24 protein-coding genes, 1 pseudogene and 1 riboswitch are annotated in these 23,324 nt (G+C 54.7%); of the genes and pseudogenes, 18 read left to right on the top strand and 7 right to left on the bottom strand.

Annotation, left to right across the window (positions count from 1 at the left end):
• Positions 1-66: 66 nt before the first annotated feature.
• From pdxR to nrdF, 8 genes are all read left to right on the top strand, one after another.
• On the top strand, positions 67-1,443 hold the full coding sequence (pdxR, locus tag AVO44_RS17930; RefSeq protein WP_233422018.1) for a MocR-like pyridoxine biosynthesis transcription factor PdxR: 1,377 nt from the start codon (positions 67-69) through the stop codon (positions 1,441-1,443).
• A 132-nt stretch (positions 1,444-1,575) separates the two neighbouring features.
• On the top strand, positions 1,576-3,498 hold the full coding sequence (locus AVO44_RS17925) for a DUF3604 domain-containing protein (RefSeq protein ID WP_068340075.1): 1,923 nt from the start codon (positions 1,576-1,578) through the stop codon (positions 3,496-3,498).
• A 161-nt stretch (positions 3,499-3,659) separates the two neighbouring features.
• On the top strand, positions 3,660-4,481 hold the full coding sequence (locus AVO44_RS17920; protein ID WP_068340072.1) for a peptidyl-prolyl cis-trans isomerase: 822 nt from the start codon (positions 3,660-3,662) through the stop codon (positions 4,479-4,481).
• Positions 4,478-5,479, top strand: coding sequence for a HupE/UreJ family protein (locus tag AVO44_RS17915; RefSeq protein WP_068340069.1), 1,002 nt, complete (start codon positions 4,478-4,480; stop codon positions 5,477-5,479). Before AVO44_RS17920 ends, AVO44_RS17915 begins: the two co-directional genes overlap by 4 nt.
• Before the next feature lie 116 nt (positions 5,480-5,595).
• Positions 5,596-5,787, top strand: a riboswitch (cobalamin riboswitch).
• A gap of 83 nt (positions 5,788-5,870) precedes the next feature.
• Complete coding sequence (nrdH, locus tag AVO44_RS17910; RefSeq protein WP_068340216.1) at positions 5,871-6,092, top strand: glutaredoxin-like protein NrdH; 222 nt, start codon at positions 5,871-5,873, stop codon at positions 6,090-6,092.
• A 24-nt stretch (positions 6,093-6,116) separates the two neighbouring features.
• The gene (gene nrdI, locus AVO44_RS17905; protein WP_068340213.1) at positions 6,117-6,521 is read left to right on the top strand and encodes a class Ib ribonucleoside-diphosphate reductase assembly flavoprotein NrdI; all 405 of its coding nucleotides are present in this window, start codon (positions 6,117-6,119) and stop codon (positions 6,519-6,521) included.
• Entirely contained in the window at positions 6,503-8,626 is a 2,124-nt protein-coding gene (gene nrdE / locus AVO44_RS17900) for a class 1b ribonucleoside-diphosphate reductase subunit alpha (RefSeq protein ID WP_068340066.1), read from the top strand. Before nrdI ends, nrdE begins: the two co-directional genes overlap by 19 nt.
• 11 nt (positions 8,627-8,637) lie before the next feature.
• On the top strand, positions 8,638-9,609 hold the full coding sequence (gene nrdF / locus AVO44_RS17895; protein WP_068340063.1) for a class 1b ribonucleoside-diphosphate reductase subunit beta: 972 nt from the start codon (positions 8,638-8,640) through the stop codon (positions 9,607-9,609).
• A gap of 165 nt (positions 9,610-9,774) precedes the next feature.
• On the opposite strand, the gene AVO44_RS17890 is transcribed toward nrdF, so the two are convergent.
• Complete coding sequence (locus AVO44_RS17890; protein WP_068340061.1) at positions 9,775-10,146, bottom strand: winged helix-turn-helix transcriptional regulator; 372 nt, start codon at positions 10,144-10,146, stop codon at positions 9,775-9,777.
• Positions 10,147-10,278: 132 nt separating this feature from the next.
• Between AVO44_RS17890 and AVO44_RS17885 the strand changes: the two genes are divergently transcribed.
• The 3 genes from AVO44_RS17885 (at position 10,279) to AVO44_RS17875 (ending at position 12,776) form a co-directional block, all read left to right on the top strand.
• Positions 10,279-10,887 (top strand): NAD(P)H-dependent oxidoreductase, encoded by a 609-nt coding sequence (locus AVO44_RS17885; protein WP_068340058.1) that lies wholly within the window; start codon positions 10,279-10,281, stop codon positions 10,885-10,887.
• Entirely contained in the window at positions 10,874-11,593 is a 720-nt protein-coding gene (locus AVO44_RS17880) for a glutathione S-transferase family protein (protein ID WP_068340056.1), read from the top strand. Before AVO44_RS17885 ends, AVO44_RS17880 begins: the two co-directional genes overlap by 14 nt.
• 322 nt (positions 11,594-11,915) lie before the next feature.
• Positions 11,916-12,776 carry a hypothetical protein gene (locus AVO44_RS17875; RefSeq protein WP_157770027.1) on the top strand — a complete coding sequence of 287 codons (861 nt, stop codon included), beginning with the start codon at positions 11,916-11,918 and terminating at the stop codon, positions 12,774-12,776.
• A gap of 16 nt (positions 12,777-12,792) precedes the next feature.
• Here the strand turns inward: AVO44_RS17875 and AVO44_RS21625 are convergent.
• Positions 12,793-13,025: pseudogene (locus AVO44_RS21625) on the bottom strand (IS5/IS1182 family transposase); the annotation flags it as partial.
• A gap of 225 nt (positions 13,026-13,250) precedes the next feature.
• Between AVO44_RS21625 and AVO44_RS17870 the strand changes: the two are divergent.
• On the top strand, positions 13,251-14,069 hold the full coding sequence (locus AVO44_RS17870; RefSeq protein WP_068340049.1) for a DUF2189 domain-containing protein: 819 nt from the start codon (positions 13,251-13,253) through the stop codon (positions 14,067-14,069).
• A gap of 599 nt (positions 14,070-14,668) precedes the next feature.
• Here the strand turns inward: AVO44_RS17870 and AVO44_RS17865 are convergent.
• On the bottom strand, positions 14,669-15,484 hold the full coding sequence (locus AVO44_RS17865; RefSeq protein WP_068340209.1) for an IS3 family transposase: 816 nt from the start codon (positions 15,482-15,484) through the stop codon (positions 14,669-14,671).
• 26 nt (positions 15,485-15,510) lie between these two features.
• Entirely contained in the window at positions 15,511-15,798 is a 288-nt protein-coding gene (locus AVO44_RS17860; protein ID WP_068340046.1) for a transposase, read from the bottom strand.
• Between the two features lie 75 nt (positions 15,799-15,873).
• Here AVO44_RS17860 and AVO44_RS17855 point away from each other — a divergent pair, with 75 nt between their 5' ends.
• From AVO44_RS17855 to AVO44_RS17835, 5 genes are all read left to right on the top strand, one after another.
• Positions 15,874-16,386: a hypothetical protein gene (locus tag AVO44_RS17855; protein WP_068340043.1), complete on the top strand. Its 513-nt coding sequence runs from the start codon at positions 15,874-15,876 to the stop codon at positions 16,384-16,386.
• Between the two features lie 752 nt (positions 16,387-17,138).
• Positions 17,139-17,543, top strand: coding sequence for a hypothetical protein (locus tag AVO44_RS17850; protein WP_068340040.1), 405 nt, complete (start codon positions 17,139-17,141; stop codon positions 17,541-17,543).
• A complete protein-coding gene (locus AVO44_RS17845; protein ID WP_068340037.1) occupies positions 17,540-18,844 on the top strand; it encodes a relaxase/mobilization nuclease domain-containing protein in 1,305 nt (434 codons plus the stop codon). The genes AVO44_RS17850 and AVO44_RS17845 overlap by 4 nt, the downstream gene beginning before the upstream one ends.
• A 21-nt stretch (positions 18,845-18,865) precedes the next feature.
• Positions 18,866-19,084 carry a hypothetical protein gene (locus tag AVO44_RS17840; protein WP_157770024.1) on the top strand — a complete coding sequence of 73 codons (219 nt, stop codon included), beginning with the start codon at positions 18,866-18,868 and terminating at the stop codon, positions 19,082-19,084.
• Positions 19,085-19,237: 153 nt separating this feature from the next.
• Positions 19,238-19,933 carry a hypothetical protein gene (locus tag AVO44_RS17835; RefSeq protein WP_068340031.1) on the top strand — a complete coding sequence of 232 codons (696 nt, stop codon included), beginning with the start codon at positions 19,238-19,240 and terminating at the stop codon, positions 19,931-19,933.
• 38 nt (positions 19,934-19,971) lie between these two features.
• Here AVO44_RS17835 and AVO44_RS17830 read toward each other — a convergent pair whose 3' ends face one another.
• Together AVO44_RS17830 and AVO44_RS17825 are read right to left on the bottom strand one after the other, a co-directional pair.
• On the bottom strand, positions 19,972-20,424 hold the full coding sequence (locus AVO44_RS17830; RefSeq protein WP_068340029.1) for a hypothetical protein: 453 nt from the start codon (positions 20,422-20,424) through the stop codon (positions 19,972-19,974).
• Positions 20,421-20,657: a hypothetical protein gene (locus tag AVO44_RS17825; RefSeq protein WP_068340026.1), complete on the bottom strand. Its 237-nt coding sequence runs from the start codon at positions 20,655-20,657 to the stop codon at positions 20,421-20,423. Before AVO44_RS17825 ends, AVO44_RS17830 begins: the two co-directional genes overlap by 4 nt.
• Positions 20,658-21,190: 533 nt before the next feature.
• Between AVO44_RS17825 and AVO44_RS17820 the strand changes: the two genes are divergently transcribed.
• Entirely contained in the window at positions 21,191-21,370 is a 180-nt protein-coding gene (locus AVO44_RS17820; RefSeq protein ID WP_068340022.1) for a hypothetical protein, read from the top strand.
• A 995-nt stretch (positions 21,371-22,365) separates the two neighbouring features.
• Here AVO44_RS17820 and AVO44_RS17815 read toward each other — a convergent pair.
• On the bottom strand, positions 22,366-23,274 hold the full coding sequence (locus AVO44_RS17815; RefSeq protein ID WP_068340020.1) for an ArdC family protein: 909 nt from the start codon (positions 23,272-23,274) through the stop codon (positions 22,366-22,368).
• Positions 23,275-23,324: the final 50 nt, after the last annotated feature.

Here is a 23,324-nt window from a genome sequence, read left to right as displayed (position 1 = left end):
TTATAAATGTCCAATGTTAAAACTTTTTCTAAGTCCAATTTGAATCGTGACCTGTTTGCGATTTCCATGGATACGTCGTTAAAGACGTCATTGCAGACGCAGTTGCGTGGGGCGTTGCACGACATTATATCCGCGTCTCCGGATTTGGTGGGTGCGCGACTGCCTTCCAGTCGCACACTTGCGTCCGAATTGTCGATTTCCAGAACAACCGTTCAAGCCGTCTATGATCAGATGATCAGCGAGGGGTATCTGGTCACCCGCCAAGGCAGTGGCACCTATGTGGCCAGTGACATCACCCACCTGTCTCAACCACAACCCATCTTTCGACCGGCCGCTCCCAGGACTGAACCGTGGCTGCCGTTTCAAGCTGGACTGCCGGATCAGTCGTTGCTGCCGGGCAGGCAATGGGCCCGCCATCTTGAACGTGCATGGCGCGCGCCCGCGCCCGAGCTTTTGGGACGCCCTGATCCTCAGGGCTGGTATCCCCTGCGCGAGGCGATCTCGGATCACCTTGCCGCGTGGCGTCACCTGAAATGCGATCCGGGTCAGGTTGTAATCACCTCAGGCGCGCGCGAAGCCTTCGAGGTGATTTTCCACGGCTTGCTTGGCACAGAAAAAACCGTCGCAATCGAAGACCCGTGCTGGCCCAAGTTGCACACTATCCTAACTGATACCGGAAATCGCGCCCTGCCAGTTCGCATCGACAAAGAGGGGTTTGCCGTGGACCGGCTTCCAAACGAAGCCCACGCCGCAATTGTCACTCCGTCCCGGCATTATCCGACAGGGGTCAGCCTGCCTTTGCCCCGTCGGATTGCCTTGCTGGATTGGGCCAGGCAGACCGGCGCCACAGTGATCGAAGACGATTATGACAGCGAGTTCCGCTATCGGGGGCAACCTTTGCCCTCCCTGTCCGGGTTGGATGGCCTGAACAACACGATCTACCTTGGCAGCTTCTCAAAACTGGTCAGCCCGGCGCTTAGGATCGGATATATGGTTGTGCCAAAACGCTTGCTTCAAAAAACCCTGGGCTATCTTGAACGGACCGGACCGCGCGCGTCGCTGATCCCGCAACCTGCACTCGGAACCTTTATGAATAGTGGTGAGTTCGCAATGCATCTGCGGCGCATGCGGCGCGTATACGCGCGACGGCAGACTCATTTGCTGGGTGCACTTACCCCGTTGTCCGACCTTTTGGATGTTAAGGCCGACTCCTCCGGAATGCATCTGTGCATCGGCCTTCGGGAACGTTTGCCAGATCAGGTTTCTGATTTGGACGTCTGTAAACTGGCCCACAAACACGGATTGCAGCTCGGCGCAGTGTCTAAACACTGCGTCCTGCCAAACAAAATGCAGGGGCTTGTGCTTGGGTATGCAGCCTTTGAGGAAAAGACACTTTCGGACGCTGCAAACCGGCTTGTTTCCGTGCTTCGGTCGGCCTGCTGACATTGTTCAGGCGGTGCGAAGACCGCCAAAGTTTTTCTACCACACATCAAAATACAATGTTATTGTTATGTTTAGATTTATACACACAGCATTTTTGAGTTGAACACGCAAAAACTGCAAAAGGGGTTTCACATGCTTCGGTTGACCGTCTGTTTTCTCACGCTTTCCTTGGTTCCTGCCTATGCAAATACGGATGCTGTGCCCAGCGAAGAAGCCGCCGAGGGCCTGTTTACCGAAACCCCGTATTCGCCCTATGCCAACCGGGCTTTCCCCGAACGGCCATTGTGGGGGGATACCCATTTGCACACCGGCCTTTCGCTGGATGCCGGGGCTTTTGGCAATACGCTGCTGCCGGACGAGGCATGGCGTTTCGCAAAAGGTGAACAAGTCATTTCATCAACCGGTCAACCGGTGCGGCTGGCCAGGCCGCTGGACTGGATGGTGCTGACCGATCACACCGACCTGATGGGCTTTGCCCCTGACTTGCAGGCAGGCAAGCCCGGAGTGCTGGCCGAACCTAAAGGGTTGGAATGGTTTGAGGGCTACACGGCCGGTGGCGAAGATGCAGCGAAAGCGGCGTTCGATATCATCACTAACTTTTCGCAGATGACCTTGCCAGAGCTTCTTTTGGAATCCTACAGCCCGGGTGCCGATGCGTTTGCTTTCACGTGGGAACAAATTGTGCTGGCAGCTGAACGCCATAATGATCCCGGCAATTTCACCGCATTTATAGGGTTTGAATGGACCTCGGTCCCGAAAGGGTTCAACTTGCACCGCAATGTCATGTTACGCGATGGTCCGATCCGGGCACTACAGATGGTGCCGCCCGTGACACAACCCCCATATGGCGATACCGATCCGAAGGCGCTCTATGCCTGGCTTGAGGAATATCAGTCAGAAACCGGCGGTCGTGCCATCGCGTTTGCGCATAACGGCAACCTGTCAAACGGTTGGATGTTTCCAACCGAAGACACGTATCACGGCGGGAAGGTTGATGAGGAATACGTAAGCAACCGCGCCAAGTGGGAACCGCATTACGAGGTCACGCAAATCAAGGGCGATGGTGAGGCACACCCTTTCCTCAGCCCGGATGATCCCTTCGCCGATTATGAAAACTGGGATGTCGGCAACCTCGACATAAGCGAGTTGAAAACCGACGACATGCTGGCCGGCGAATATGCCCGCGAAGCCCTGAAACGGGGCTTGGCGCTGGAAGAGAAATTCGGCGTGAACCCCTATAAGTTCGGAATGGGCGGCGCCACTGACAGCCACACATCCCTTGCCACGGCGGAAGAAGAGAACTATTTCGGCAAATCCGTCAGCGCCGAACCTTCGGCCACGCGGGTACTGCACCCGTTTGTCGAAAGCGATAAAGGCGTTATCGAAGGCCACACGCTGGTTGCATCCGGATATACCGCCGTGTGGGCCACCGACAACACGCGCGCCGCAATCTTCGATGCGTTCAAGCGGCGCGAGACCTATGCAACGACCGGCCCTCGGATAGGCCTGCGGTTCTTTGGCGGCTGGGAGTTCGATGACAGCGATCTTGAAACCCGATTCATTGCCAAAGTCGGCTATACCAAGGGCGTGCCCATGGGCAGTGATCTGCGCCCCCGCGAAGGGGATGGTGCCCCGACTTTTCTGATCGGAGCGTTGCGTGACCCGATCGGAGCCAATCTGGATCGGGTTCAGGTCGTCAAAGGCTGGCTTGATACTGACGGTACGCTGCAAGAAAAGGTGTACAACGTGGCCTGGTCTGATGATCGTGTCATAGATGCGGATGGCAACCTGCCCGAGGTCGGCAACACCGTGGATTTGGATACCGCAAGCTGGACGAACACGATCGGCACGTCCGAATTGATCACGGTCTGGACCGACCCCGATTTCAACCCGGATGAGCGCGCCTTTTACTATGCGCGGGTTCTTGAAATTCCAACCCCGCGCTGGGTTCTGTATGACAAGCTGCGCTTTGACGTTGACCTGCCGGCAGAGGCGCAGCTGATCCATCAGGAACGCGCCTATTCCTCGCCGATCTGGTACACGCCCGGTGAATGAAACAGCCAGGACGCACACCCGCGTCGAGGCGTTCCATGAAACGTCTCGACACTGGGTCACAGCATTGGTTTTCATGAAGAACCCGCCCGTCAGCCATTTGACTTACGCCACAGCCCGACCCTACGATTGACGCAAGCAACGACTTGGTTTCAGGACTGTTCATGCGCATTTTGAAAGAGCCCTTGCTTCACTTCATTCTGATTGGAGCAGCCGTATTTGGCTGGTTTTCTCTGGTCGGCCAAACGGGCGGAACACCTGAGCGGTCCGAGACGATTGTAATCGACACCGGCGAAGTTGATCTTTTGGCGGCCCGTTTTGAAACCACCTGGAAACGCGCGCCACGCAATGATGAATTACAGGCCCTGATTGACGCAAGGATACGTGAAGAGGTTCTCGTGCGCGAGGCGCGCAAGCTGGGGCTGGATCGCGGAGATCAGATTGTTCGGGCGCGACTGGCGCAAAAGATGAATTTCCTGTTCGATGGGATTGCGTCATCCGTGGTCCCCGAGGACGATGCGCTTAACACATATCTTGCGGAAAATGCCGCGCGGTTTACGGTGCCGGCGCAGATTGCATTCGATCAGATTTTTCTTGGCGCTCAACCAGTATCGGATGAAATCGACAGGGCATTTTCCGAACTGCAAGCTGGTGAGGATTGGTCTGAGATTGGCCTGGGATCTTTGATGCCAAGCTCTTTACCACTGTCAGCTTCAAGTGCCATCGATAGCACGTTCGGTCAGGGGTTTTCAAACACGCTGTTTGTGTTGGAGCCGCGCGAGTGGGTTGGTCCGATCCAATCTGGTTATGGGCAGCACCTTGTCAGGATTACCGAAACACGGCCAGAAGTCCTGCCGCCTTTGAATGAGATTCGAGAAGAAGTTTTGGCTGCATGGCGCCGCGACACAGCGCAGGAACTGGCTGAGGCGCAGTATGAAAGCCTTGCCGCGCAATACCGCATTCAAACACCGGACCCTCAGGAATGAAGGGGCTGCTTGGTTTGATGCTGACGATATGGCTGGTCTGCCTGCCAAGAATCGGCCATGCGCATGCCCTTGACCCCGGATATCTGGACCTGAAACAGCTTGCGCCCGGTTCATGGCAGGTGTTTTGGCGCATACCAGATGTAAATGGGCAACCGATGCAGATCGACGCCATTCTGCCTTCGTCCTGCACTCCGGCGCAGGGCCCGCAGCCCTTTTTCGACACAGCCGCTTGGGTTTCTTCGTGGATCGCCGCGTGCAACACCCAAATCGCCGGTCAGGCTGTGACTATTCAGGGCCTGGAACGGCAGCGCAACGACGTTTTGTTGCGGTATCAACCCCTGGACGCCACGACTGCAACATTGCGATTTACGCCTGAGACGACTGTTCTGAACCTGCCAGAAGGTGCATCCACCTCATCCGTTTTCGTAAGTTACTTTTGGCTCGGCTTCGAGCATATCCTGGAAGGTTTGGACCACCTTCTGTTCGTTTTCGCCCTGTTTGCTCTGGTGCGTGATCCATGGCGCTTGATCGGGGCTGTGACAGCTTTTACCGTGGCGCATTCGATAACGCTGGCGCTGGCCACGCTTGGTGTGTTGCACGTTCCGTCCGCCCCGGTCGAGGCCGTGATCGCCCTTTCAATCGTGTTTATGGCGCTGGAAATCCTCAAACACAAAGACGGCGAAGTCAGGTTGTCCGAGCAATTTCCCTGGATTGTCTGCTTTTGTTTCGGCCTTTTGCACGGGCTTGGCTTTGCCGGCGCCCTGACCGAGATTGGCCTGCCTCCCGGGGATATTCCGACCGCTCTTGTGGCCTTTAATGTGGGGGTCGAAGCGGGCCAGCTTGTTTTTGTCACGAGCCTTTCACTTGGGCTATTCCTATGGCGCCATGTGATACGCCCTGTTCCATCAGGTCCGGATTCCATTGCAAGGTCGATCACTGGCTACGCCATCGGGTGTGTGTCGCTTTTCTGGCTTGTCCAGCGTGTGAATGGTTTTTAAAGATGGCGCTCTGGACTGTGGGAAATGCGGGGCTGCGGCGTGTCTGATACTCCGACTCCAACGAAGAAATTAACACGAAGCGCATACTACATATTGACAACACCTTACTTCCACACCCAATATGAAGTTGCTTCGGTGATTTCGATTCCGGTCGAAAACTAAGAGGGAAACCGGTGAAATTCCGGCGCTGCCCCCGCAACTGTAAGCGGAAAGTTCGGCTGAACACGCCACTGAAACGGTGTTTTGGGAAGGCCAGCCTGAACGTTGATCCGCGAGCCAGGAGACCTGCCGCAAGCAAGAACGATAACCACGAACGGAGGGTTCGGGGGCGTGCGCAGAGAAGGTCTGCGCGATGGCGTCCTCGGCTTTTGACGAAAAGGACAGAGGACAGATGAGCATTACCGTGTATTCAAAACCCGCATGCGTGCAATGTACCGCCACCACCCGCGCGCTGGATGCAAAAGGTATTACATATGACGTGGTTGACCTGACGCAGGATGACAGCGCCATGACCCACGTGACCGAGCTGGGATATCGTCAAGCTCCTGTTGTTGTCGCCGGAAACGATCACTGGTCCGGGTTTCGGCCTGACATGATCGCTCAGCTGGCCTGATCCGTGGCGGCGCCGAGCCCGGCGCTGGTCTATTTTTCATCGAAATCGGGAAATACCCATCGCTTTGTCACGCGACTGGGCCTTCCTGCTTTGCGCATTCCGATGCAGATGAACCAGATGCCACGCCCCTCGCACCCGTATGTTCTGATCTGCCCGACCTACGCAGATGGCCAAGGGCGCGGCGCGGTGCCGAAACAGGTCATTGGGTTCCTGAACGATCCGGACAGGCGCGCCGGGATCGCTGGGGTTATCGGCGCCGGGAACCGAAATTTCGGTGCGACCTATGCCCTCGCCGGTCGCATCATCGCCCAGAAATGCAACGTGCCACTGCTTTATTCCTTTGAGCTGGCCGGCACCGAAACCGACATCGCCCGCGTGCGCGCAGGGCTTGAGAAACTAGGGAGACACCTATGCTCGACAGCAGCCTAAACGAGCAGGATTATCACGCGCTGAACGCGATGCTGAACCTCTATGACGGCGAGGGTAAAATCCGGTTCGATGCGGACCGCATGGCCGCGCGGCAGTATTTTCTGCAGCATGTGAATCAGAACACCGTGTTCTTCCACTCGCTGGATGAAAAGCTGGGGTATCTGGTGTCCGAGGGCTATTATGAAGAGGCCGTTCTGGACCAGTATTCCAAGAACTTCATGCGCAAGATTTGGGATGCGGCCTATGCCAAGAAATTCCGCTTTCCGACCTTTCTGGGCGCGTTCAAATATTACACGTCATACACGCTGAAGACCCGTGACGGGCAGCGCTTTTTAGAGCGTTACGAAGACCGTGTTGTGATGACCGCACTGGCACTGGCCCGCGGGGATGAGGCGCTGGCCATGTCCTTCATGGAAGAGATTCTGGATGGTCGATTCCAACCCGCGACCCCAACCTTTCTGAATGCAGGCAAGGCCTCACGCGGCGAACTGATCTCGTGCTTCCTGTTGCGGCTGGAAGACAACATGGAGAGCATCGGGCGCGGCATCAACTCGGCCCTGCAACTGTCAAAACGCGGTGGCGGCGTGGCCCTGTTGCTGACCAATGTCCGTGAACATGGTGCGCCGATCAAAGGGATCGAAAACCAATCCTCGGGCGTGATCCCGGTGATGAAATTGCTGGAGGACAGCTTCTCTTACGCCAACCAGTTGGGCGCGCGGCAAGGCGCCGGTGCGGTCTATCTGAACGCTCACCACCCCGACATCATGCGGTTCCTCGACACCAAGCGCGAAAACGCGGATGAGAAAATCCGTATCAAAACGCTTTCTCTGGGCGTAGTGATCCCCGATATCACCTTCGAACTGGCGAAGAAAAACGCCGATATGTATCTGTTCTCACCGCATGATGTGGAAAAGGTCTACGGCGTGCCGTTCTCGGAAATCTCGGTGACGGAGAAGTATCACGAGATGGTCGATGACAAGCGAATCCGCAAATCCAAAGTCAATGCGCGTGAGTTCTTCCAGACCATTGCAGAGATTCAGTTCGAATCCGGTTACCCCTACGTGATGTTCGAAGACACGGTGAACCGGATGAACCCCATTGCGGGCCGGATCAACATGTCGAACCTGTGTTCCGAGATTTTGCAGGTCAATGAAGCGTCTGAGTTCAACGATGACCTCAGCTATTCGTATCTGGGCACGGATATCTCCTGCAACCTCGGCTCGCTGAACATTGCCAAGACGATGGATGGCGGCGATCTGGGCCGCACTGTCGGCGCTGCGATCCGGGCGCTGACGGCGGTGTCCGAGATGTCGGCAATCGACTCGGTCCCATCGGTGCGTCGGGGCAATGATGAGAGCCACGCAATTGGTCTGGGACAGATGAACCTGCACGGCTTCCTCGCCCGCGAGCACATCCACTATGGCTCGCCTGAGGGGGTCGAGTTCACATCCGTGTACTTCGCAACCGTGGCCTATCATGCGATCCGCAGCTCTTGCGATCTGGCGCAGGAGCGTAAGGCGTCGTTCAAGGGGTTCGAGAAGTCAGACTACGCCTCGGGCACGTTCTTCGACAAATACACCACCCGTGACTGGCTGCCCGAAAGCGAGCGGGTTAAGGCTCTGTTCGACGGCATGACCCTGCCCACCCGCGACGACTGGGCAGCGTTGAAGGCAGATGTGATGAAACACGGCCTCTATAACCGCAACCTTCAGGCCGTGCCGCCGACCGGCTCGATCAGCTACATCAACAACTCGACCTCTTCGATCCACCCCATCGTCTCAAAGATCGAAATCCGCAAAGAGGGCAAGATCGGCCGTGTCTACTATCCGGCGGCTTTCATGAACAATGATAACCTTGAGTACTACCGCGATGCCTATGAGATCGGCCCCGAGGCGCTGATCGACACCTATGCCGCAGCCACCGAACACGTCGATCAGGGCCTTTCGCTGACCCTGTTCTTCCCGGCCGAGGCCACGACCCGCGATATCAACCGCGCGCAGATCTATGCGTGGAAGAAAGGCATCAAAACCATCTATTACGTGCGTCTGCGCCAAGAGGCCCTTGAAGGGACCGAAGTGCAGGGCTGCGTATCCTGCTCGTTGTAAGGGGAAGTGAAATGAAAGATATGATCCAAACCAAGATCCCCCGCGCCATCAACTGGAACCGGCTGGAGGATGACAAGGACCTTGAGGTCTGGAACCGCCTGACGGTCAATTTCTGGCTGCCTGAAAAGGTACCGCTGTCTAATGACATTCAAAGCTGGGCCACGCTGACGGATCACGAAAAACAGCTGACCATCCGCGTCTTTACCGGCCTGACCCTGCTGGACACGATCCAAAACACGGTCGGTGCCCCGGCCCTGATGCCCGACGCTGTGACCCCGCATGAAGAGGCCGTGCTGACCAACATCGCCTTTATGGAGGCGGTGCACGCCCGCAGCTATTCCTCGATCTTCTCGACGCTCTGTTCGACCAAAGAGATCGACGAAGCCTTCCGCTGGTCCGAAGAAAACCCGCATCTGCAGGCCAAGGCCGAGGCGATCCTGAACACATACGCTCCGGGCAACGATCCGCTGAAACGTAAGATCGCGTCGGTGTTTCTGGAAAGCTTCCTGTTCTATTCCGGCTTCTACCTGCCGATGTACTGGTCCAGCCGCGCCAAGCTGACCAACACCGCCGACCTGATCCGCCTGATCATCCGCGATGAAGCCGTGCATGGCTATTACATCGGCTACAAATTCCAGCGTGGCTATGAAAAGCTTTCGGATGATGAGCAACAGGAACTTAAGGACTACGCGTTCTCGCTGATGTTCGAGCTTTACGGCATCGAAAATCAGTACACTGAGGAACTGTATGACGAGATCGGACTGACCGAAGACGTAAAGGTGTTCCTGCACTACAATGCCAACAAGGCGCTGCAAAACCTTGGCTTCGAGGCGCTGTTTCCACCAGAGGTTGCCGAAGTGAACCCGGCTATCCTGGCCGCGCTCAGCCCTGACAGCGAGAACCACGACTTTTTCTCGGGTTCGGGATCATCCTATGTCATCGGCAAGGCTGTCGCGACCGAAGACGAAGACTGGGATTTCTAAACCCCGGCGGCAAACGAGAAGCGCGGGCTGGCGCTTCTCGCTTTGCGGCTTTTGTCCTGTGATCACATGTTTGGCGTACGACGCGTCCGGGTGATCAAATCCTGAATAAAAGGCAATGCGCCTTACGGTCTTCTGCCCCAATCGCACCTTGGACAGACACGTGGGTCAGGCATCGGAGTTATGCTGCGGCAGACTCTCACTCCACTCACGCAATGCGTCCAAAAATCCAAGCGCGGTGCGTCCCCTCTTGGTTATCTCGTAGTGGACTGAGATTGGCGCAGTATCCATCACCTCACGCCGCACCAAACCTTGCGCCTCAAGCTGGCGCAGACGTTCGGCTATCATCTTTTTACTGGCACCGCCCACCATTCGGGACAAATCGTTAAATCGTACAGGACCGTCCTTTAGGTGCCACAAGATTGATCCCGTCCATTTTCCGCCGATGATCCGCATACCACGCTCAATCGCACAAGGCTCTGTACAGGCTTCATAAACCTGTCTTCGTCCCTTGGTATCATCTTCGACCCGCGCCCGCATTGCGCACCTCCGTAGGTATAAAGGCAGGTTACAAAAAGTATACTGGTTGCTTTTCCATCTCAGGAAACACAACTTTCCCTTCAAGCCGCTTCAAGTCAAGCGTCAATCAGTCAATTGAACGAGGTTTCAGACATGAGCAACATTCTGATCATCAACGGTACGCAGCCCTATGAATTTGCCCCTGGCAGGCTAAACGCAAGCTTTGCGCAAAGGGCGCAAGAGGCCATGGCCGCAAAAGGAAACGAAGTGCGACTGACAACCATTTCAGATGGCTATGACGTCGAAGCCGAGGTTGCGTCGCATGTTTGGGCCGATGTGATCATCATGCAGTTTCCGGTGAATTGGATGGGAACACCGTGGGTGTTCAAAAAGTACATGGACGATGTCTATACCGCCGGAATGGATGGGCGTTTATGTGCTGGCGATGGCCGCACGACCGAGGCGCCAAAAGCGAATTATGGGATGGGCGGAACACTCAAGGGCACCAAGTACATGTTGTCCGTGACATTCAACGCACCAAAAGAAGCGTTCAATGACCCGTCAGAACCCTTCTTTCAAGGCGGCAGCGTCGATGACCTGCTGCGCCCGGCTCATCTGAACGCTAAATTCTTTGCCATGGAGCAGTTACCAACCTTCGCCGCGTTTGATGTCATGAAAAACCCCGAGATCGAAGCGGATTTCAAACGGTTCGATGCCCACCTGAACTCTGTTTTCCCGGAGGTCGCTTATGTCCCGGCCTGATATCCACCTATATACCGCGGCCACCATGAACGGATACAAGCCGGTTATCTTCCTTGAAGAGGCTGGCATTCCCTACGATCTGACCTCTATCGATTTCTCGAAACAGGAACAGAAAACGCCGGACTATCTGAAACTCAACCCAAACGGCAAAATCCCGGTGATTGAGGACCGGGCCGAGGGGCGTGCAATTTTTGAAAGCGGCGCAATCCTTTGGCACCTGGCTAAGAAATACGGGGCGTTCCTTCCCGCGGACCCGGTCAAAAGGTCCGAGGTGATGCAGTGGATGTTTTTTCAGGTTGGCCATGTCGGTCCGATGATGGGTCAGGCCATGTATTTTCAGCACATCGCGGCCCCCAACGGACATGAGGAACCGTTCTCAATCAAACGCTATGTCGACGAATCGCGACGCCTGCTTGAGGTTCTGAACACGCATCTGGAAGGTCGCGAATGGCTGGCCGCCGGGGAATACACGATCGCGGATATGATGGTTTATCCGTGGGCACGCGCCTATGTCTGGGCACGCACAAGTGTTGATGGCTTACCTCACCTTCAGGCCTGGTTCGAACGCATTGACACGCGCCCATCTATACAAAAGGCACTGACCATTCCCAAGGCAAACCCGCATTTTTGGGACGCAAATGCCGATGCCAGCGCCTTTGCCAAGGAAAACGCGGCGCGGTTTGCCGGTGATGTCAGAAAGGATTGACCGATAGTCACAAATTCAATCATCGACTTAAACGAATAGCCGGACAGACCTTACTACATTGGTGGGCCGACTGCGGCTAACGTCAATGCACGTCTGTCTGGCGATCGACCACGCCCGTGCACCACTTGTCTGGTGCACGGCGGCCGAACAAATTGATCACGCTAGGCCACGAAAGCATGTTAGAATATTCCGCATGTTTTTCAGGCTTGATCAGATGATAAGACCTTGTGTTTCAACCGTGCTGTTAAGCTGCACCCTGACATTCCTGCCTATGGCGGCGATGCCATGCGGTTTTCATGCAGTGTCGGCACGTGAAAGCGTGGTGAGCTCTCTGATGGATGGAGCAGTGGTGGTACTGGCCACAACTGACCCTGACATGCCCTTTCAGTACAAAGCCTCCGAGGCGATCAAGGGAGATTTGACCGAGGCAGAGATACCGTTTCTTGTGGACAGTACAACACGCAGAAAACTTGGCAGCAATTTGGACGGCAGGGTCTTGTTCGCAAAAAACGCCGAGACCGGAAATTGGGCGCGCTTGGCCTATATCGACACATCGAACAGGCAGGTTTTCCAGCATATCCTTTCGAATCTTGAGGCGTGGTCAACTCAGCGCGTCAGCCGCTACCAGTTCTTCGGATCGCTTCTCAGCCACAAAGAGCCTTCAATACGAAACATGGCCCTGACCGAGCTTGACCAGGCTCCGTATAGTATTCTGCAAACTCTGGACACCAGTTCAGACACACAAACACTGTTGGGCAGCTTTTCCAATCCTCGTGAGATGTACCTTAAACCTGCTAAGATACTCACCCTTGGCTTTAGCGACTCTGAGGCCGCTGGACAGTTTCTGCTTCAAGGGTTTGAACGTTCTCTGACCCACGCGCAGGATAGATTGCTTGGCGCCTATGCAACCGCAATCATTGAAAGGGACGGACTGGACGGCGTGAATAAAGTAAGCGCAGCAGTCTCGGCCGCGTCCCACCTAAGCGCCGAAAGCCAAGACGCAATCTTCCAGGCAATGATGATTCACTATTTGCACGGGCCACGCCAAACACGGGAAGCCATCGCAAAGACTTTGCGCCACTGGATTGTGAACGATCCGGGTTTTGCAGAAATCGCTCGAAATAGCGTTGCGGCGCGCCCGGACAGCTTGGTTCCATCTCAGCGGCGGGGAATTCGCTTTTAAAGCTAGTGACTTATAACTACTGGATGACGGTCGCAGCGAGTGCGCCGGCTGAGTGAAAGACCTTGGACATCTATCAAAGCGGGTTGCGACGTGTCTCCAATCATTGAGCGTGCCTAACATGATCTCGGTCTTACCACGTTTATCAGGCAGCTTGCGCTGCGTTCGACCGACAGTTCGGGCTTTCATCCTTTTGTCTTTCCATGCGCCCCGAAACCTATCCGCGTCATGACCACGGCCTCGGAACAGCCATCATCCGCAAAAGCACCTTACTCACCTCATCGCTTTCAGCGATTGTAGAGCGCCGAAGCCTAATCAGGGTTCCCTTTCGGCGTTGCGGGCTTGGCTGCGATACTCCCTCGTTGCCGAAATGCCTCAGCTGAGGCAAACTTGAGTTCAGAGGAGGGATGTCTGTTTCACCGCCGGGCTTTCTCGCAAACGGACCAGCAGAGCGCCCTGCCTCGGGAGGAGTATGCCATGACATCCAAGACCGCAGGTTCCACACCACCGGACGATCCGATGCCGCAACGACAGGCCATTCCCAAGGTCAACAAGGTGACTAGGGGTGATATCACCGCGTCGCTGAAGGCCGGGTTCTCCGACTTTTTGGCTCGTCCGTTTATGAGCGGTTTCTTCGGCCTGTTCTATGCCGTTTTCGGGATCCTGTTTGTTTGGAGCTTGGTATGGCTTGGCAAGATCTGGATGATCATTCCCGCCATAATAGGCTTTCCACTGGTCGCGCCTTTCGCTGCAGCCGGGCTTTATGAAATGTCCCGTCGATTGCAAAAGAATGAAAACTTCGGATGGTCCGAAATCCTGACTGTCATGATTAATCAACGCAAGCGCGAAATGGGCTGGATGGCCTTTGTCACCCTGTTCGTTTTCTGGGTGTGGATGTACCAGATCCGGCTGTGGTTGGCGATCATACTGCAGGATGCATCCTTCTCGGATTTCAGCGGGTTTTTGAACACCGTATTCTTCACCCCAGAAGGTTGGACCTTTCTTGCAATTGGCACCTGCTCAGGCGCGTTTTTATCGGCTGTCCTGTTCACGGTGACTGTAATCGCGATGCCCCTGCTTCTTGACCGGGACATCGATTTCATTTCGGCTATGATTACATCCATTCGCACCGTCACGGAGAACCCAGGCGTGATGCTGACTTGGGCAGCAATTATCTCGGTCACCATGCTGTTGTCGCTGGTTCCTGCGTTCCTGGGCCTGATCTTCACCCTGCCGATCCTTGGCCACACCACATGGCATCTCTACCAGAAGGCCGTGTCACAAGCGGAAGAGTGATCGATCCAGTCATGATCGTGACTTGTTTCTCACCCGCTGAAAACTTCGATGAGCGAGTCGCGTCGATCGGTTGAATAGGCAGCTCTGACCCGTCATGCGGCATCGCAGCGTGACGTAGAGCGACCGCAAGGGTGACTTACATCCGTTGACCGACGATAAGATAGATAAGCTTGGCCGTTTCTTCCCGAAATCCCACGATAAACTACCAGTAAGCGGCAAACGCTTGGAGTAGATAAGTTTTTATCACCCATAGCGGCTTGTTCTGGCGAGGAGAGCATCGCTGCACTTTGCTGCCGGGAGGTCATTGCCAAGAGCCTGTATTATTCCTGGTCGAAGGAATTCCTTGAGGCTGGAAAGAGCCGGCTGGCTGGTGGCACCGCCCGACAGGCAATGATCGAAGTTCCCGAAAGCACCTTACGATCGGTATGCACATTGGGCTGACGGTGGTATCGACGCGCTTGCTGATCACTCTCCCCGTCCGAGGTCGGTGTGGAAACGTATCCAGAATGGCATCCGCAGAGACTGCGTTGAATTTGCGCTGGATCATGAGGGCCTGACGCCCCGCGAGTTGACGGTCAAATACACCGATGAGAAACTGTCTAGCCCCCGTGTTCTGGGCCATCTCGGACTAGAGTTTCGGGGACTGGTGGGCGCATGTTGAGGGCCTGATGCGGTCGGGTGTGGTTGTATTGCCTGAGCCAGCAATTGATCACGATCTGTGCCTGCTTGGTCGTTGTGAACCATTCGGAATTGAGAACCTCGCGGCGGAGCGTTCCATTGAACCTCTCGTTGTATCCGTTCTCCCAGGGAGAGCCCGGGTAGATCCGGATCGGGTTCACACCGACCTTCTCGAGCCAACTCTGGGTTGCCCGTGAAGAGAACTCTGGGCCGTTATCGCTTCGAACGAAATCAGGCTTTCCGTGGCGCAGGAACAGCCCGTAGAGAACCTCCAGCACATCTTCAGAACCCATGCGGGTCCGAACTTCCACTGCGAGCGCCTGGCGGGTGTATTCATCCAAAACCGTGAGCATCTTGTAGCTCCGCCCATTGCTCAGCTTGTCGTGAACGAAATCGACGCTCCAGACATGGTTAGGATGCGTCGGTCGGAGTCGAATGATCGAGCTGTCCTTGTGGTACAGGCGACGCTTCTTCTTGTGCCGCTGCGGGAGTTGCAAACCTTCCTCCCGCCACAGCCGTTCTACCTTCTTGTGATTGACACACCAGCCCTCGACCCGAAGTAGCTGCGCCACCTTACGGTAGCCATACCGGCCATAGCTCTTGGCCAGACGGATCATGGCCAGTCGAAGAGCATCATCGTTCTTCTCTACGGCCTGGTATTGCATGGAACTGCGTGCAAGGTCGACCACCTTGCAGGTGCGACGCTCTGATGTGCCGAGCTTCTGGCGAGCATGAATGACGGCCTGACGAAGTTGGCTCGTCGTCAGGCCCTCGGTTTTAGGTAGTTCAGACTTTCTTTGAGGATCAGCTTGTCCAGTTCCAGTTCGGCCACGATCTTCTTCAGCCGGGTATTTTCTTTCTCCAGGCTGCGCAACTCCGACAGTTGCGACTTGCCCATGCCACCGAACCGACGCCGCCAATTGTAGTAGGTCGCATCGCTGACACCGACACCACGACAGGCTGTCCGAACATCGTCGCCCTCTGCCAGCTTCAGTTCAATCTCACGCAGCAGCTTTAGAATGTCTTCGTCCGAGTATCGCTTCCGAGCCATCCCTTGTTCCCCCTTCTCGGCCAAAGTAGTGGCCCAATTTTAGGGGGCAAAGACATACCGAACGCACCACCCTTCTTGGGCCTGCTATTTAGGAACGGCGAAGCCGGACGGCGCATCTTTGAGAACTGGATTTCCGATATCGGGCGAGAAGATGCAACTGAGAAAATTCGCATTGTGATATTAACCAGAGTCGAAAAGTCGAACCCCAACGCCTACACGTTGGCAGTGAGTTCAAATATCGACAAAGCGCAATTCAAAGTGCTTGATCGCATCTTCGTGACTTCAAAAATGAAGACCATGGAGAACCCTGACCCACGAAACCTAGAGAATTTTGGCAAAGCATTTGCTGCATCTCAGAGGTATGCCTTAGTGCCAGTGACCCTATCCGACGAAGGAAGGCCACCTGACTTCCACTTTGATCTGTCGATTCTGAAACGCGAGGTTGTGATAAGGGAAGCTTGGACCATCGGACTCAATGATCCTGATGGCATGGCAGTTTCCCCAAGCATAGATCCAATCATCCCAGAAGGTCAGGAGAATGCACCAATACTCGAATTGATTGAGTGGCAGAAGAAACGCGGCAAGTGAACTCGACACATTCAGAAGACCCCAATCGGAGGGCTGTCCAGATTAAGAAGAGCATCAAATCTTTGCTACCCTACAAGGTTGTAGTGATACTTTCAGTGCTTGCTTAGCCGTATTTGAGAGCGCGGCGAGCTCCAGCTTAGCAAAAATAGATTGGCCTATTGTCGGGCCGAAGAGTTGAAAGCAACGAAACTGTGATTGAGGGTGGGGCCGCTTTGCGGAATGCTGCAGAGCGGCACGCTCAAGCGAACAGTGTCGGCTGTGGGCCGTAAGGACACAAATATGAGTTTCCGTATTGGCGCGTGGCGCCAATATAGGCTTTAGATGCCTATGCCGGAAGACGCCAATTTGGGGGTCAGATGCAACGCTTACATCAAAAAGGGTGGTGTGGGTTCTGAATACCCTAAATTCACCTGATGAGTGGAGTTCTCAAGATGGATTGCAATACCGACACGTGTCGGACACAAAGAAAAAGGCCTCGATCGTGTAGCGCTCAGAGGCCTTGTTTTCTTGGTTGCGGGAGGGCGATCTAAACGCTCCTCATCCGGTGCAGCCGATGACTGCGAAGCGTTGGTTGCGGGGAAGCGATCTGAACGCCTCTCAACAGTCACCGAAAGTGACTGCGAAGCGTTGGTTGCGGGGGCTCGCAACCGACGCGTCTCACTCGTCGCAGAATACGACCTGCGATACGGATCAACCGACTGAAATAAATAAAACTTCAGCCGTTTCCGCGCAAGTCGGGGAGTGTTCCCGATATGCCTGCGAGAACCGAATTCAACACCAAAAGCAAGCAGAGCAAGCGCGAAGCGCCCTTCTCGCTTCGGCTTACGTTTGACGAGCGCGCCAAGCTGGAAACAGCCGCGAATGGCGTGCCTCTCGGCACGTACATCAAGTGCGTCCTATTCGACCGCGAACTGCCGAAGGTCAGACGCAGGCATGCAGCTCCTGTCAAAGACCATCGGGCGATAGCGCAAGTCCTGGCAGCTCTCGGGCAGTCACGGCTTTCGTCAAACCTCAATCAGATGGCGCGTGCCGTAAACACGGGCACCCTTCCAGTACATCCGGAAACAGAAGGCGATCTTCGGAAAGCCTGCGCCGCCGTTCAGGACATGCGCCAGGTTCTCCTTGAAGCCTTCGGAAAAGACGGAGGCCCGCCATGATATTGAACGCAAATCAACGCGGCAGCGCACAGGAACTCGCCCGTCACCTGCTAAACACTAGGGACAATGATCATGTCGAACTGCACGATTTGCGGGGGTTCGTCGCAGATGATCTGCGCGGCGCACTTCTAGAAGCAGAAGCGATCTCGATGGGAACGAAGTGCATCAATCATCTGTTCTCAGTGAGCTTGAATCCGCCCGACTACGCGGACGTGCCCGTCCAAACCTTCGAAAAAGCGATAGCCCGCCTTGAAGCCGCTTTAGGTCTTGAAGGCCAACCAAGAGCAATTGTCTTCCATGAGAAGGAAGGCCGTCGCCATGCGCATGCCGTCTGGTCGAGGATCGACGCGGACGAGATGAAGGCGATCAAGTTTCCCTTCTACAAACGCCACCTGACCGACATCTCCAAACAGCTCTTCCTCGAAAATGGATGGCCTCTGCCAGAAGGCCTTCAGGATCGCCGCAAGCGCGATCCGCTGAAATTCTCATTCATGGAATGGCAACAAGCTAAGCGCACCGGCCTTGATCCAAAGGAGACGAAGGCACTGCTCAGAGAGTGTTGGAACGTATCCGACTCACGCTCAGGTTTCGAAGCCGCTCTACAAGAGAAGGGTTTCTGGCTCGCGCAAGGAGACAAGCGAGGCTACGTCGCAGTGGATTGGCGCGGCGAAGTCTATTCGCTGTCTCGAGCCATCGGTGAAAAGAAGAAAGAGCTGGCCGCACGTCTGGGCGATAGGCAGGAGCTTTTCACCGTCCAGGAAACAAAGACGCTCATCAGTGCGCAGCTCACACCGAAAATCATGGAATGGGCGAAGGAAGCTGAATCACAAGCCAGGAAGATGCGGCTGTCGATCACGTTCCAAAGCGAACAAGCTGTCCAGCGGCAACGTAGTGAACGTGAAAGTCTGCGTCGTCGCCAAGAGAAACGCTGGCTGTCGGAAGAAAAAGCGCGAGCCGCACGCATGCCCAAAGGTATGCGCGGCCTATGGGGCTGGATTACAGGTAAGAACCGCAAGCTTCGTCAGATCAACGAAGCCGAGATAAAGAAGGCTCGATCCCGTGATCTGGCTGAGAAGCAAGCGCTGATCCGCCAGCAGATTGTCGAGCGTCAAAATCTACAGAAAAGGGTCGCTTTGGTGCGCCAGCATCAGAGGAAAACCTTGTTCGGACTGGCGGCCGATATCGCCAAAGCAATCGCCCTAGGACGCGTTCCAGAAGACCTCAAATCCAAGGCGCGAGACGAAAAGCGTCAGAAAGACCGCGAGAAATCCCGTGATCGCGGCCCTGATTTCAATCGATAACCCAGTGAAAGGAGTAAACTCATGCGACATACGTTAATGCTCAACCTAGACGAGGTGCATGCCAGCCAACTGGATGATTTGCGCCAGCATTTTCGGCTGAAGGCCGAGGATACGGTGCGCCTCGCCATCCGGCTCACCCACGCACGCTTTCGTCAAAAGCCGGACATCTTGGTGCCGGAGTTCAAACCATCAGCCAAACGCGATGATTGGTACGATGAAGATGACCATCAGCCGGAATAATATCTAACAATATGAAAACTTTGCATAATATCGCGTTTTCATGTATTCTCATTTCCTTTTTGATGAGGAAATTTGAGAGTAAAGAACGTAGTTTTGTCTGGTTGTTTTGGTGTAGCCGCTTTCTCAGTTCTGCATGAAGACCCGGTTCGGGCAATGACAGGACTGGCGTTGCAGGCGTATCTGGGCGTGATGGATTACGCCCACGGCCCGCGCCTTAGTACGGAGTTGATGCGGAGATGCATTACTCAGGATACCAGCGTCTTTGATGAAACCGATCTCGATCTGATTTCCGATCAACATCTTGAAGTCGTCTCGGAGTTGATACGTTCGGATGTCACGCGGCTAACGGACATCGAACAACACGATGAGATGAGAAGAGCGCGCATGTTCTTTAGAGACAAGATCGATCAAATTCGCCGCGAGCTGGAACCCAGAGCATCTGAAGCGCGAAGCATTGCAAACGCAGAGAACGGCAGGCTGATCCTGAACACTTTGGATCGCGACATTTACCTGAACTTTAACTCAGGCAACGAACCTCTTGACGATGACAGACCAGATTTTAAGGGACGCTCTCTGACCACAGAAGCAATCGCCACCGATTTCGCACGCTCCGTTGGCACATTCACTCTGACTTGCTCTTCTGGCACATGCACCATCACTGACTATTTCGACTTCGAAGTGGATGGTGAGACGGAAAGCTACGAGCTGCTTGCATCGGCCTACCGTTCGTTCCGAGGCAAACAGTTTGACATGGCCGCTCGCGACATCGGTCAAATGTTTTGTCAGGAGGGCGAGAATGAAAAACCGACCGAGACATCAATCCCCATTCGCATCGAGTTTGAGTTCTAAGTGAGATTTGCGCCGCCCCGAAAGGGCGGCGTTGATCTTTAAAGAAGGTCCAGAAGATCGATTTGCTTCGGCTCTTCGGCTTCTTTGGATGGCAGAAAGATTGCCTTCGGACCGACCAGAACGTGAGGCTGCTTGCCGTAGTGTACGGACATGCCGTGGTAGAATCCCTCGGGTCTGGTTCTAGCTTCGTCGCCGAGCATCGTATTCTCGTGGTAGCTAATGGGCGTACCATCGAAGAAGCGCGTGGGCAGAAGGCGATAGGCCTGAACACCTTGCTTGTCATGCGGCCATGCTGATCCAACAGATACCCAAAGGACTTTCTGCCACTTGAAGGGTGATCGGACACGGCCTTCCAGAGCGATCTTGTCTGCGCTGTAGGAGGCGGCGATATCGCCTTCTCCAATCTGACGATCCCGCTCATGACACCACCGGCCAGAGCTAAGTCGAGCCGGATCGACGAGAAAGGTCTTGGAGCAATTGGGGGCGCTCATGAGCGCCCCGCTTCGTTTGCAACTTCAGGGGCATCTTCCAGCGGAAGGCGTAGGACGATGCGGCCATTGATCGGGCAGGTTTCCAGCTGAAGGGTGTAGCCCCGCCCGTCTTTGTGCGTCCATGCCGCGCCGACTTTGTTCCAGAACGATTTCTCGCCTTTCTGGGTGACGTGCCAAGCCAGATAGTCGGGCGCATTCAGGCTTGGTTGGTTGTGTGTGTTTTCGCGTGCCATGTCTTTTCTCCTTTGTTTGGGTTGGCTTGCTAACGCCCTCCCGACGCGCCGGAGGCAAAGGCACAGCTGTCATATCCAACACGGATACTTGGAGCGGGCAGGATGTTGATGGATGAGCCGCCTTCGGCCAGGGATTCATGGGCTCTGGTTGCAAGCCATCCCAAGCAAAGAAGATCGATGGACACGGATTAGAAAACTGTGCCAGCCAAGGCCAACCGACATTGTTATGTTTCTGGACACCGCATCCCCAGCCAACTTCGAGACATCTTTTGGATAGAACACGTCGCCGCACTGTTAAGGCCAGGCGGGTACGCAATGGCTGATTTCAAACTGCCTGATCCAGGCCACCTAATCCTGCCGATCAGCGAAAGAGACACATCAAACCGCTACGAAACGTTTCGCCTCTGATCCCCGATTTCTTAGCGAGAGCGACCGCCGAACCATCAGCGCCTTCACTGGGCCAATGATGGTGTGTGCGAGGGCCGAAAGGCCCTGAACGGTTCGGGGCCTCCTTGAAGAAAAAGGAGGATGAGATGAAACTCGTCTCACGTTTTGAAGCGGCATCCCGCAGCACGGCAGAATTGCACGGCCTACTTAAGGCAGCATTCAACGCCTTTGCAGCCGCCCCGCGCGGCTCTGAACAACGCCGCAACGCATTCCAATCGATGCGCAATATCGAAGATGAACTGGCAACTCGGTCGCCAAGTCTCTAACCGAGCAGCGGTCAGCCATCAGGCTGGCCGCAGTTTTCAAAGCAGGTCAGAGAACCCAAACCAAGCGGAAACAGATATAAGTCAGCATTATTGACCTAAATGCCTTCGCTTGCTAATTTGCTTTTGAACAAGGAGTTTTTAATGAGTATTTCAGAACGATTTAATAGAGCCGGAGACCATTGCCTTGAGATGGCTGGATCGAAAAGCTTTCTTGCCACAGCATTTGTTGGAGCGGCTGTCACACTGCCGTTTAGTGCACCCCTTGCCGTGGCGTGCTTAAGTGCACCCGCCATATATGCAACTGTCGGCGTCGGACAGAAGTGGTTGGCAGACCGATTGGATTCGCCAAACGCGCCATAAGGCTAACCGGATTCTATGGACCCGAGCCACCACCAAGGATCAAGCCAAAGGTAAGGCATTCTTTCAGAGCCTTTTTGATCTGAGCAACGCTCATACCAGTTTTCTTGGATAAGCACTCGGCTGTATCCTTAATGCGATCCCAAGTCTTTCCGCTGCCCGGATGCTTTGCTTTGGCCTTTAACAAACAAGAAGCTTCTCCCTATACCTATCTTTGGTCGGCCCAGAGAGAAATCTAAGCACTTTCTTCTTATTGTGGATTAGGATTGGACGTTTGCTGCTCTTCATGTCTGAGGTAGGCAGAGCCAAATCTGTGGTTCTGGAAAACCCAGAGACCTGATATTGCACCCGCAGCAATGCCAAAACAAATAGATAGAGTGTCGTTAGACATTACACTGTTTGCAACTGCGTTAAAGCCATAGCACACAACTGAAGCTGCCGGGGCGCCCGCGACTAAACCCCTTATATTATCCTGAAAGTCAGGTGACACTGTCTTCTGTTTACTATTTCGCATGACTTAAGAGATCATTTAAGCAATTGTTTTTCAATAAGAATATATTCCAGCCAACTAATGCCCCGTAAGCGTCTATCGGCTGGCCGCTAGGCCAGCCAAAATTTCTCAATGGGGTGGAGCCGCCTTACGCGGCGACTCCTTCTTTGTTGTCTTCTTCGATCATCGGCTGAAGTCCGTGCAGAAAATCTGCGGCGCGCTGCGCATGAGCAGCAGCTGAGAAGATCGCCCGCTTGTCTTCTTTCAAGACTTTGAGCCAGCTTTGAATATAGGCGGCGTGATCGGTTCCGGCCTCGGGCGTCAGTTCCAGATCGGCGCAAAGGAAAGCCGCGCCAAGTTCGGCAACAAGTTCTTCCTTGGCATAACCTTCATCGCCCCATCTCTTGCGGCCAAAATCACGATCAAGGCGGCTCTTGTGCTTCGTCCAGTGGGTGAGTTCATGCGCCAAGGTCGCATAGTAGCTTTCGGGGCTTCGGAAGGTTTCAAAGGCTGGCATCTGCACATGATCGCTGCCACCGCTGTAGTGGGCAGAGTTTCCGCCATGGCGGATATCGGCTTTTGTGTTCCCGAAGAACTCTTCTGCATGGTCGATCCGCAGGGCGGGATCGATCACGGCTTCCGGTTTTGAATAGTAGTGCTCGGGCAGCCCTTCGATCTGCTCGACATTGAAGACGCTGTACCCCTTCATGAAAGGGATTTTCCGCTCTTCCTCTGATCCATCGTCCTGCTCTTCGGTTTTTGTGATGGTGTTGGCATAGACAACCAGATTGCCGCGCTCGCCCTTTTTGACGTGCGCCCCAAGTTCTTTTGCTTGGCGATAGGTCATCCAGTACGGGGATAGATAGCCAGCTTCGACACTCGCACCCCACAGCATCAGAATATTGATGCCGTTATAGGGCATGCCGTTATGCCGTAGCGGCTTGGTGATCTTGCCTTCGAGGTTGCCAGCACTCCACGGCTTTAGCCATGTCAGCTCGCCTTGCTCCAGATCGGCAATGATCTTGTCGGTTACGTTCTTATAAATGTCTTTTTTCATTGGCTTTTCCTTTCTTGGATAGTCGGTTGCGCATGCAACCGGACTAGGCC

This window comes from Ruegeria profundi (assembly GCF_001507545.1).
Lineage (GTDB): Bacteria > Pseudomonadota > Alphaproteobacteria > Rhodobacterales > Rhodobacteraceae > Ruegeria > Ruegeria profundi.
The sequence above is the reverse complement of the archived record's forward strand: the minus strand, read 5'-3'. Positions and strand labels throughout refer to the sequence as shown.

What these genes read in the sequence shown, in the direction of transcription:
- pdxR (WP_233422018.1), top strand. Translation starts at nt 67, where the DNA reads ATGGATACGTCGTTAAAGACGTCATTGCAGACGCAGTTGCGTGGGGCG.
- AVO44_RS17925 (WP_068340075.1), top strand. Translation starts at nt 1,576, where the DNA reads ATGCTTCGGTTGACCGTCTGTTTTCTCACGCTTTCCTTGGTTCCTGCC.
- AVO44_RS17920 (WP_068340072.1), top strand. Translation starts at nt 3,660, where the DNA reads ATGCGCATTTTGAAAGAGCCCTTGCTTCACTTCATTCTGATTGGAGCA.
- AVO44_RS17915 (WP_068340069.1), top strand. Translation starts at nt 4,478, where the DNA reads ATGAAGGGGCTGCTTGGTTTGATGCTGACGATATGGCTGGTCTGCCTG.
- nrdH (WP_068340216.1), top strand. Translation starts at nt 5,871, where the DNA reads ATGAGCATTACCGTGTATTCAAAACCCGCATGCGTGCAATGTACCGCC.
- nrdE (WP_068340066.1), top strand. Translation starts at nt 6,503, where the DNA reads ATGCTCGACAGCAGCCTAAACGAGCAGGATTATCACGCGCTGAACGCG.
- nrdF (WP_068340063.1), top strand. Translation starts at nt 8,638, where the DNA reads ATGAAAGATATGATCCAAACCAAGATCCCCCGCGCCATCAACTGGAAC.
- AVO44_RS17890 (WP_068340061.1), bottom strand. Translation starts at nt 10,146, where the DNA reads ATGCGGGCGCGGGTCGAAGATGATACCAAGGGACGAAGACAGGTTTAT.
- AVO44_RS17885 (WP_068340058.1), top strand. Translation starts at nt 10,279, where the DNA reads ATGAGCAACATTCTGATCATCAACGGTACGCAGCCCTATGAATTTGCC.
- AVO44_RS17880 (WP_068340056.1), top strand. Translation starts at nt 10,874, where the DNA reads ATGTCCCGGCCTGATATCCACCTATATACCGCGGCCACCATGAACGGA.
- AVO44_RS17870 (WP_068340049.1), top strand. Translation starts at nt 13,251, where the DNA reads ATGACATCCAAGACCGCAGGTTCCACACCACCGGACGATCCGATGCCG.
- AVO44_RS17860 (WP_068340046.1), bottom strand. Translation starts at nt 15,798, where the DNA reads ATGGCTCGGAAGCGATACTCGGACGAAGACATTCTAAAGCTGCTGCGT.
- AVO44_RS17850 (WP_068340040.1), top strand. Translation starts at nt 17,139, where the DNA reads ATGCCTGCGAGAACCGAATTCAACACCAAAAGCAAGCAGAGCAAGCGC.
- AVO44_RS17845 (WP_068340037.1), top strand. Translation starts at nt 17,540, where the DNA reads ATGATATTGAACGCAAATCAACGCGGCAGCGCACAGGAACTCGCCCGT.
- AVO44_RS17840 (WP_157770024.1), top strand. Translation starts at nt 18,866, where the DNA reads ATGCGACATACGTTAATGCTCAACCTAGACGAGGTGCATGCCAGCCAA.
- AVO44_RS17835 (WP_068340031.1), top strand. Translation starts at nt 19,238, where the DNA reads ATGACAGGACTGGCGTTGCAGGCGTATCTGGGCGTGATGGATTACGCC.
- AVO44_RS17830 (WP_068340029.1), bottom strand. Translation starts at nt 20,424, where the DNA reads ATGAGCGCCCCCAATTGCTCCAAGACCTTTCTCGTCGATCCGGCTCGA.
- AVO44_RS17825 (WP_068340026.1), bottom strand. Translation starts at nt 20,657, where the DNA reads ATGGCACGCGAAAACACACACAACCAACCAAGCCTGAATGCGCCCGAC.
- AVO44_RS17820 (WP_068340022.1), top strand. Translation starts at nt 21,191, where the DNA reads ATGAAACTCGTCTCACGTTTTGAAGCGGCATCCCGCAGCACGGCAGAA.
- AVO44_RS17815 (WP_068340020.1), bottom strand. Translation starts at nt 23,274, where the DNA reads ATGAAAAAAGACATTTATAAGAACGTAACCGACAAGATCATTGCCGAT.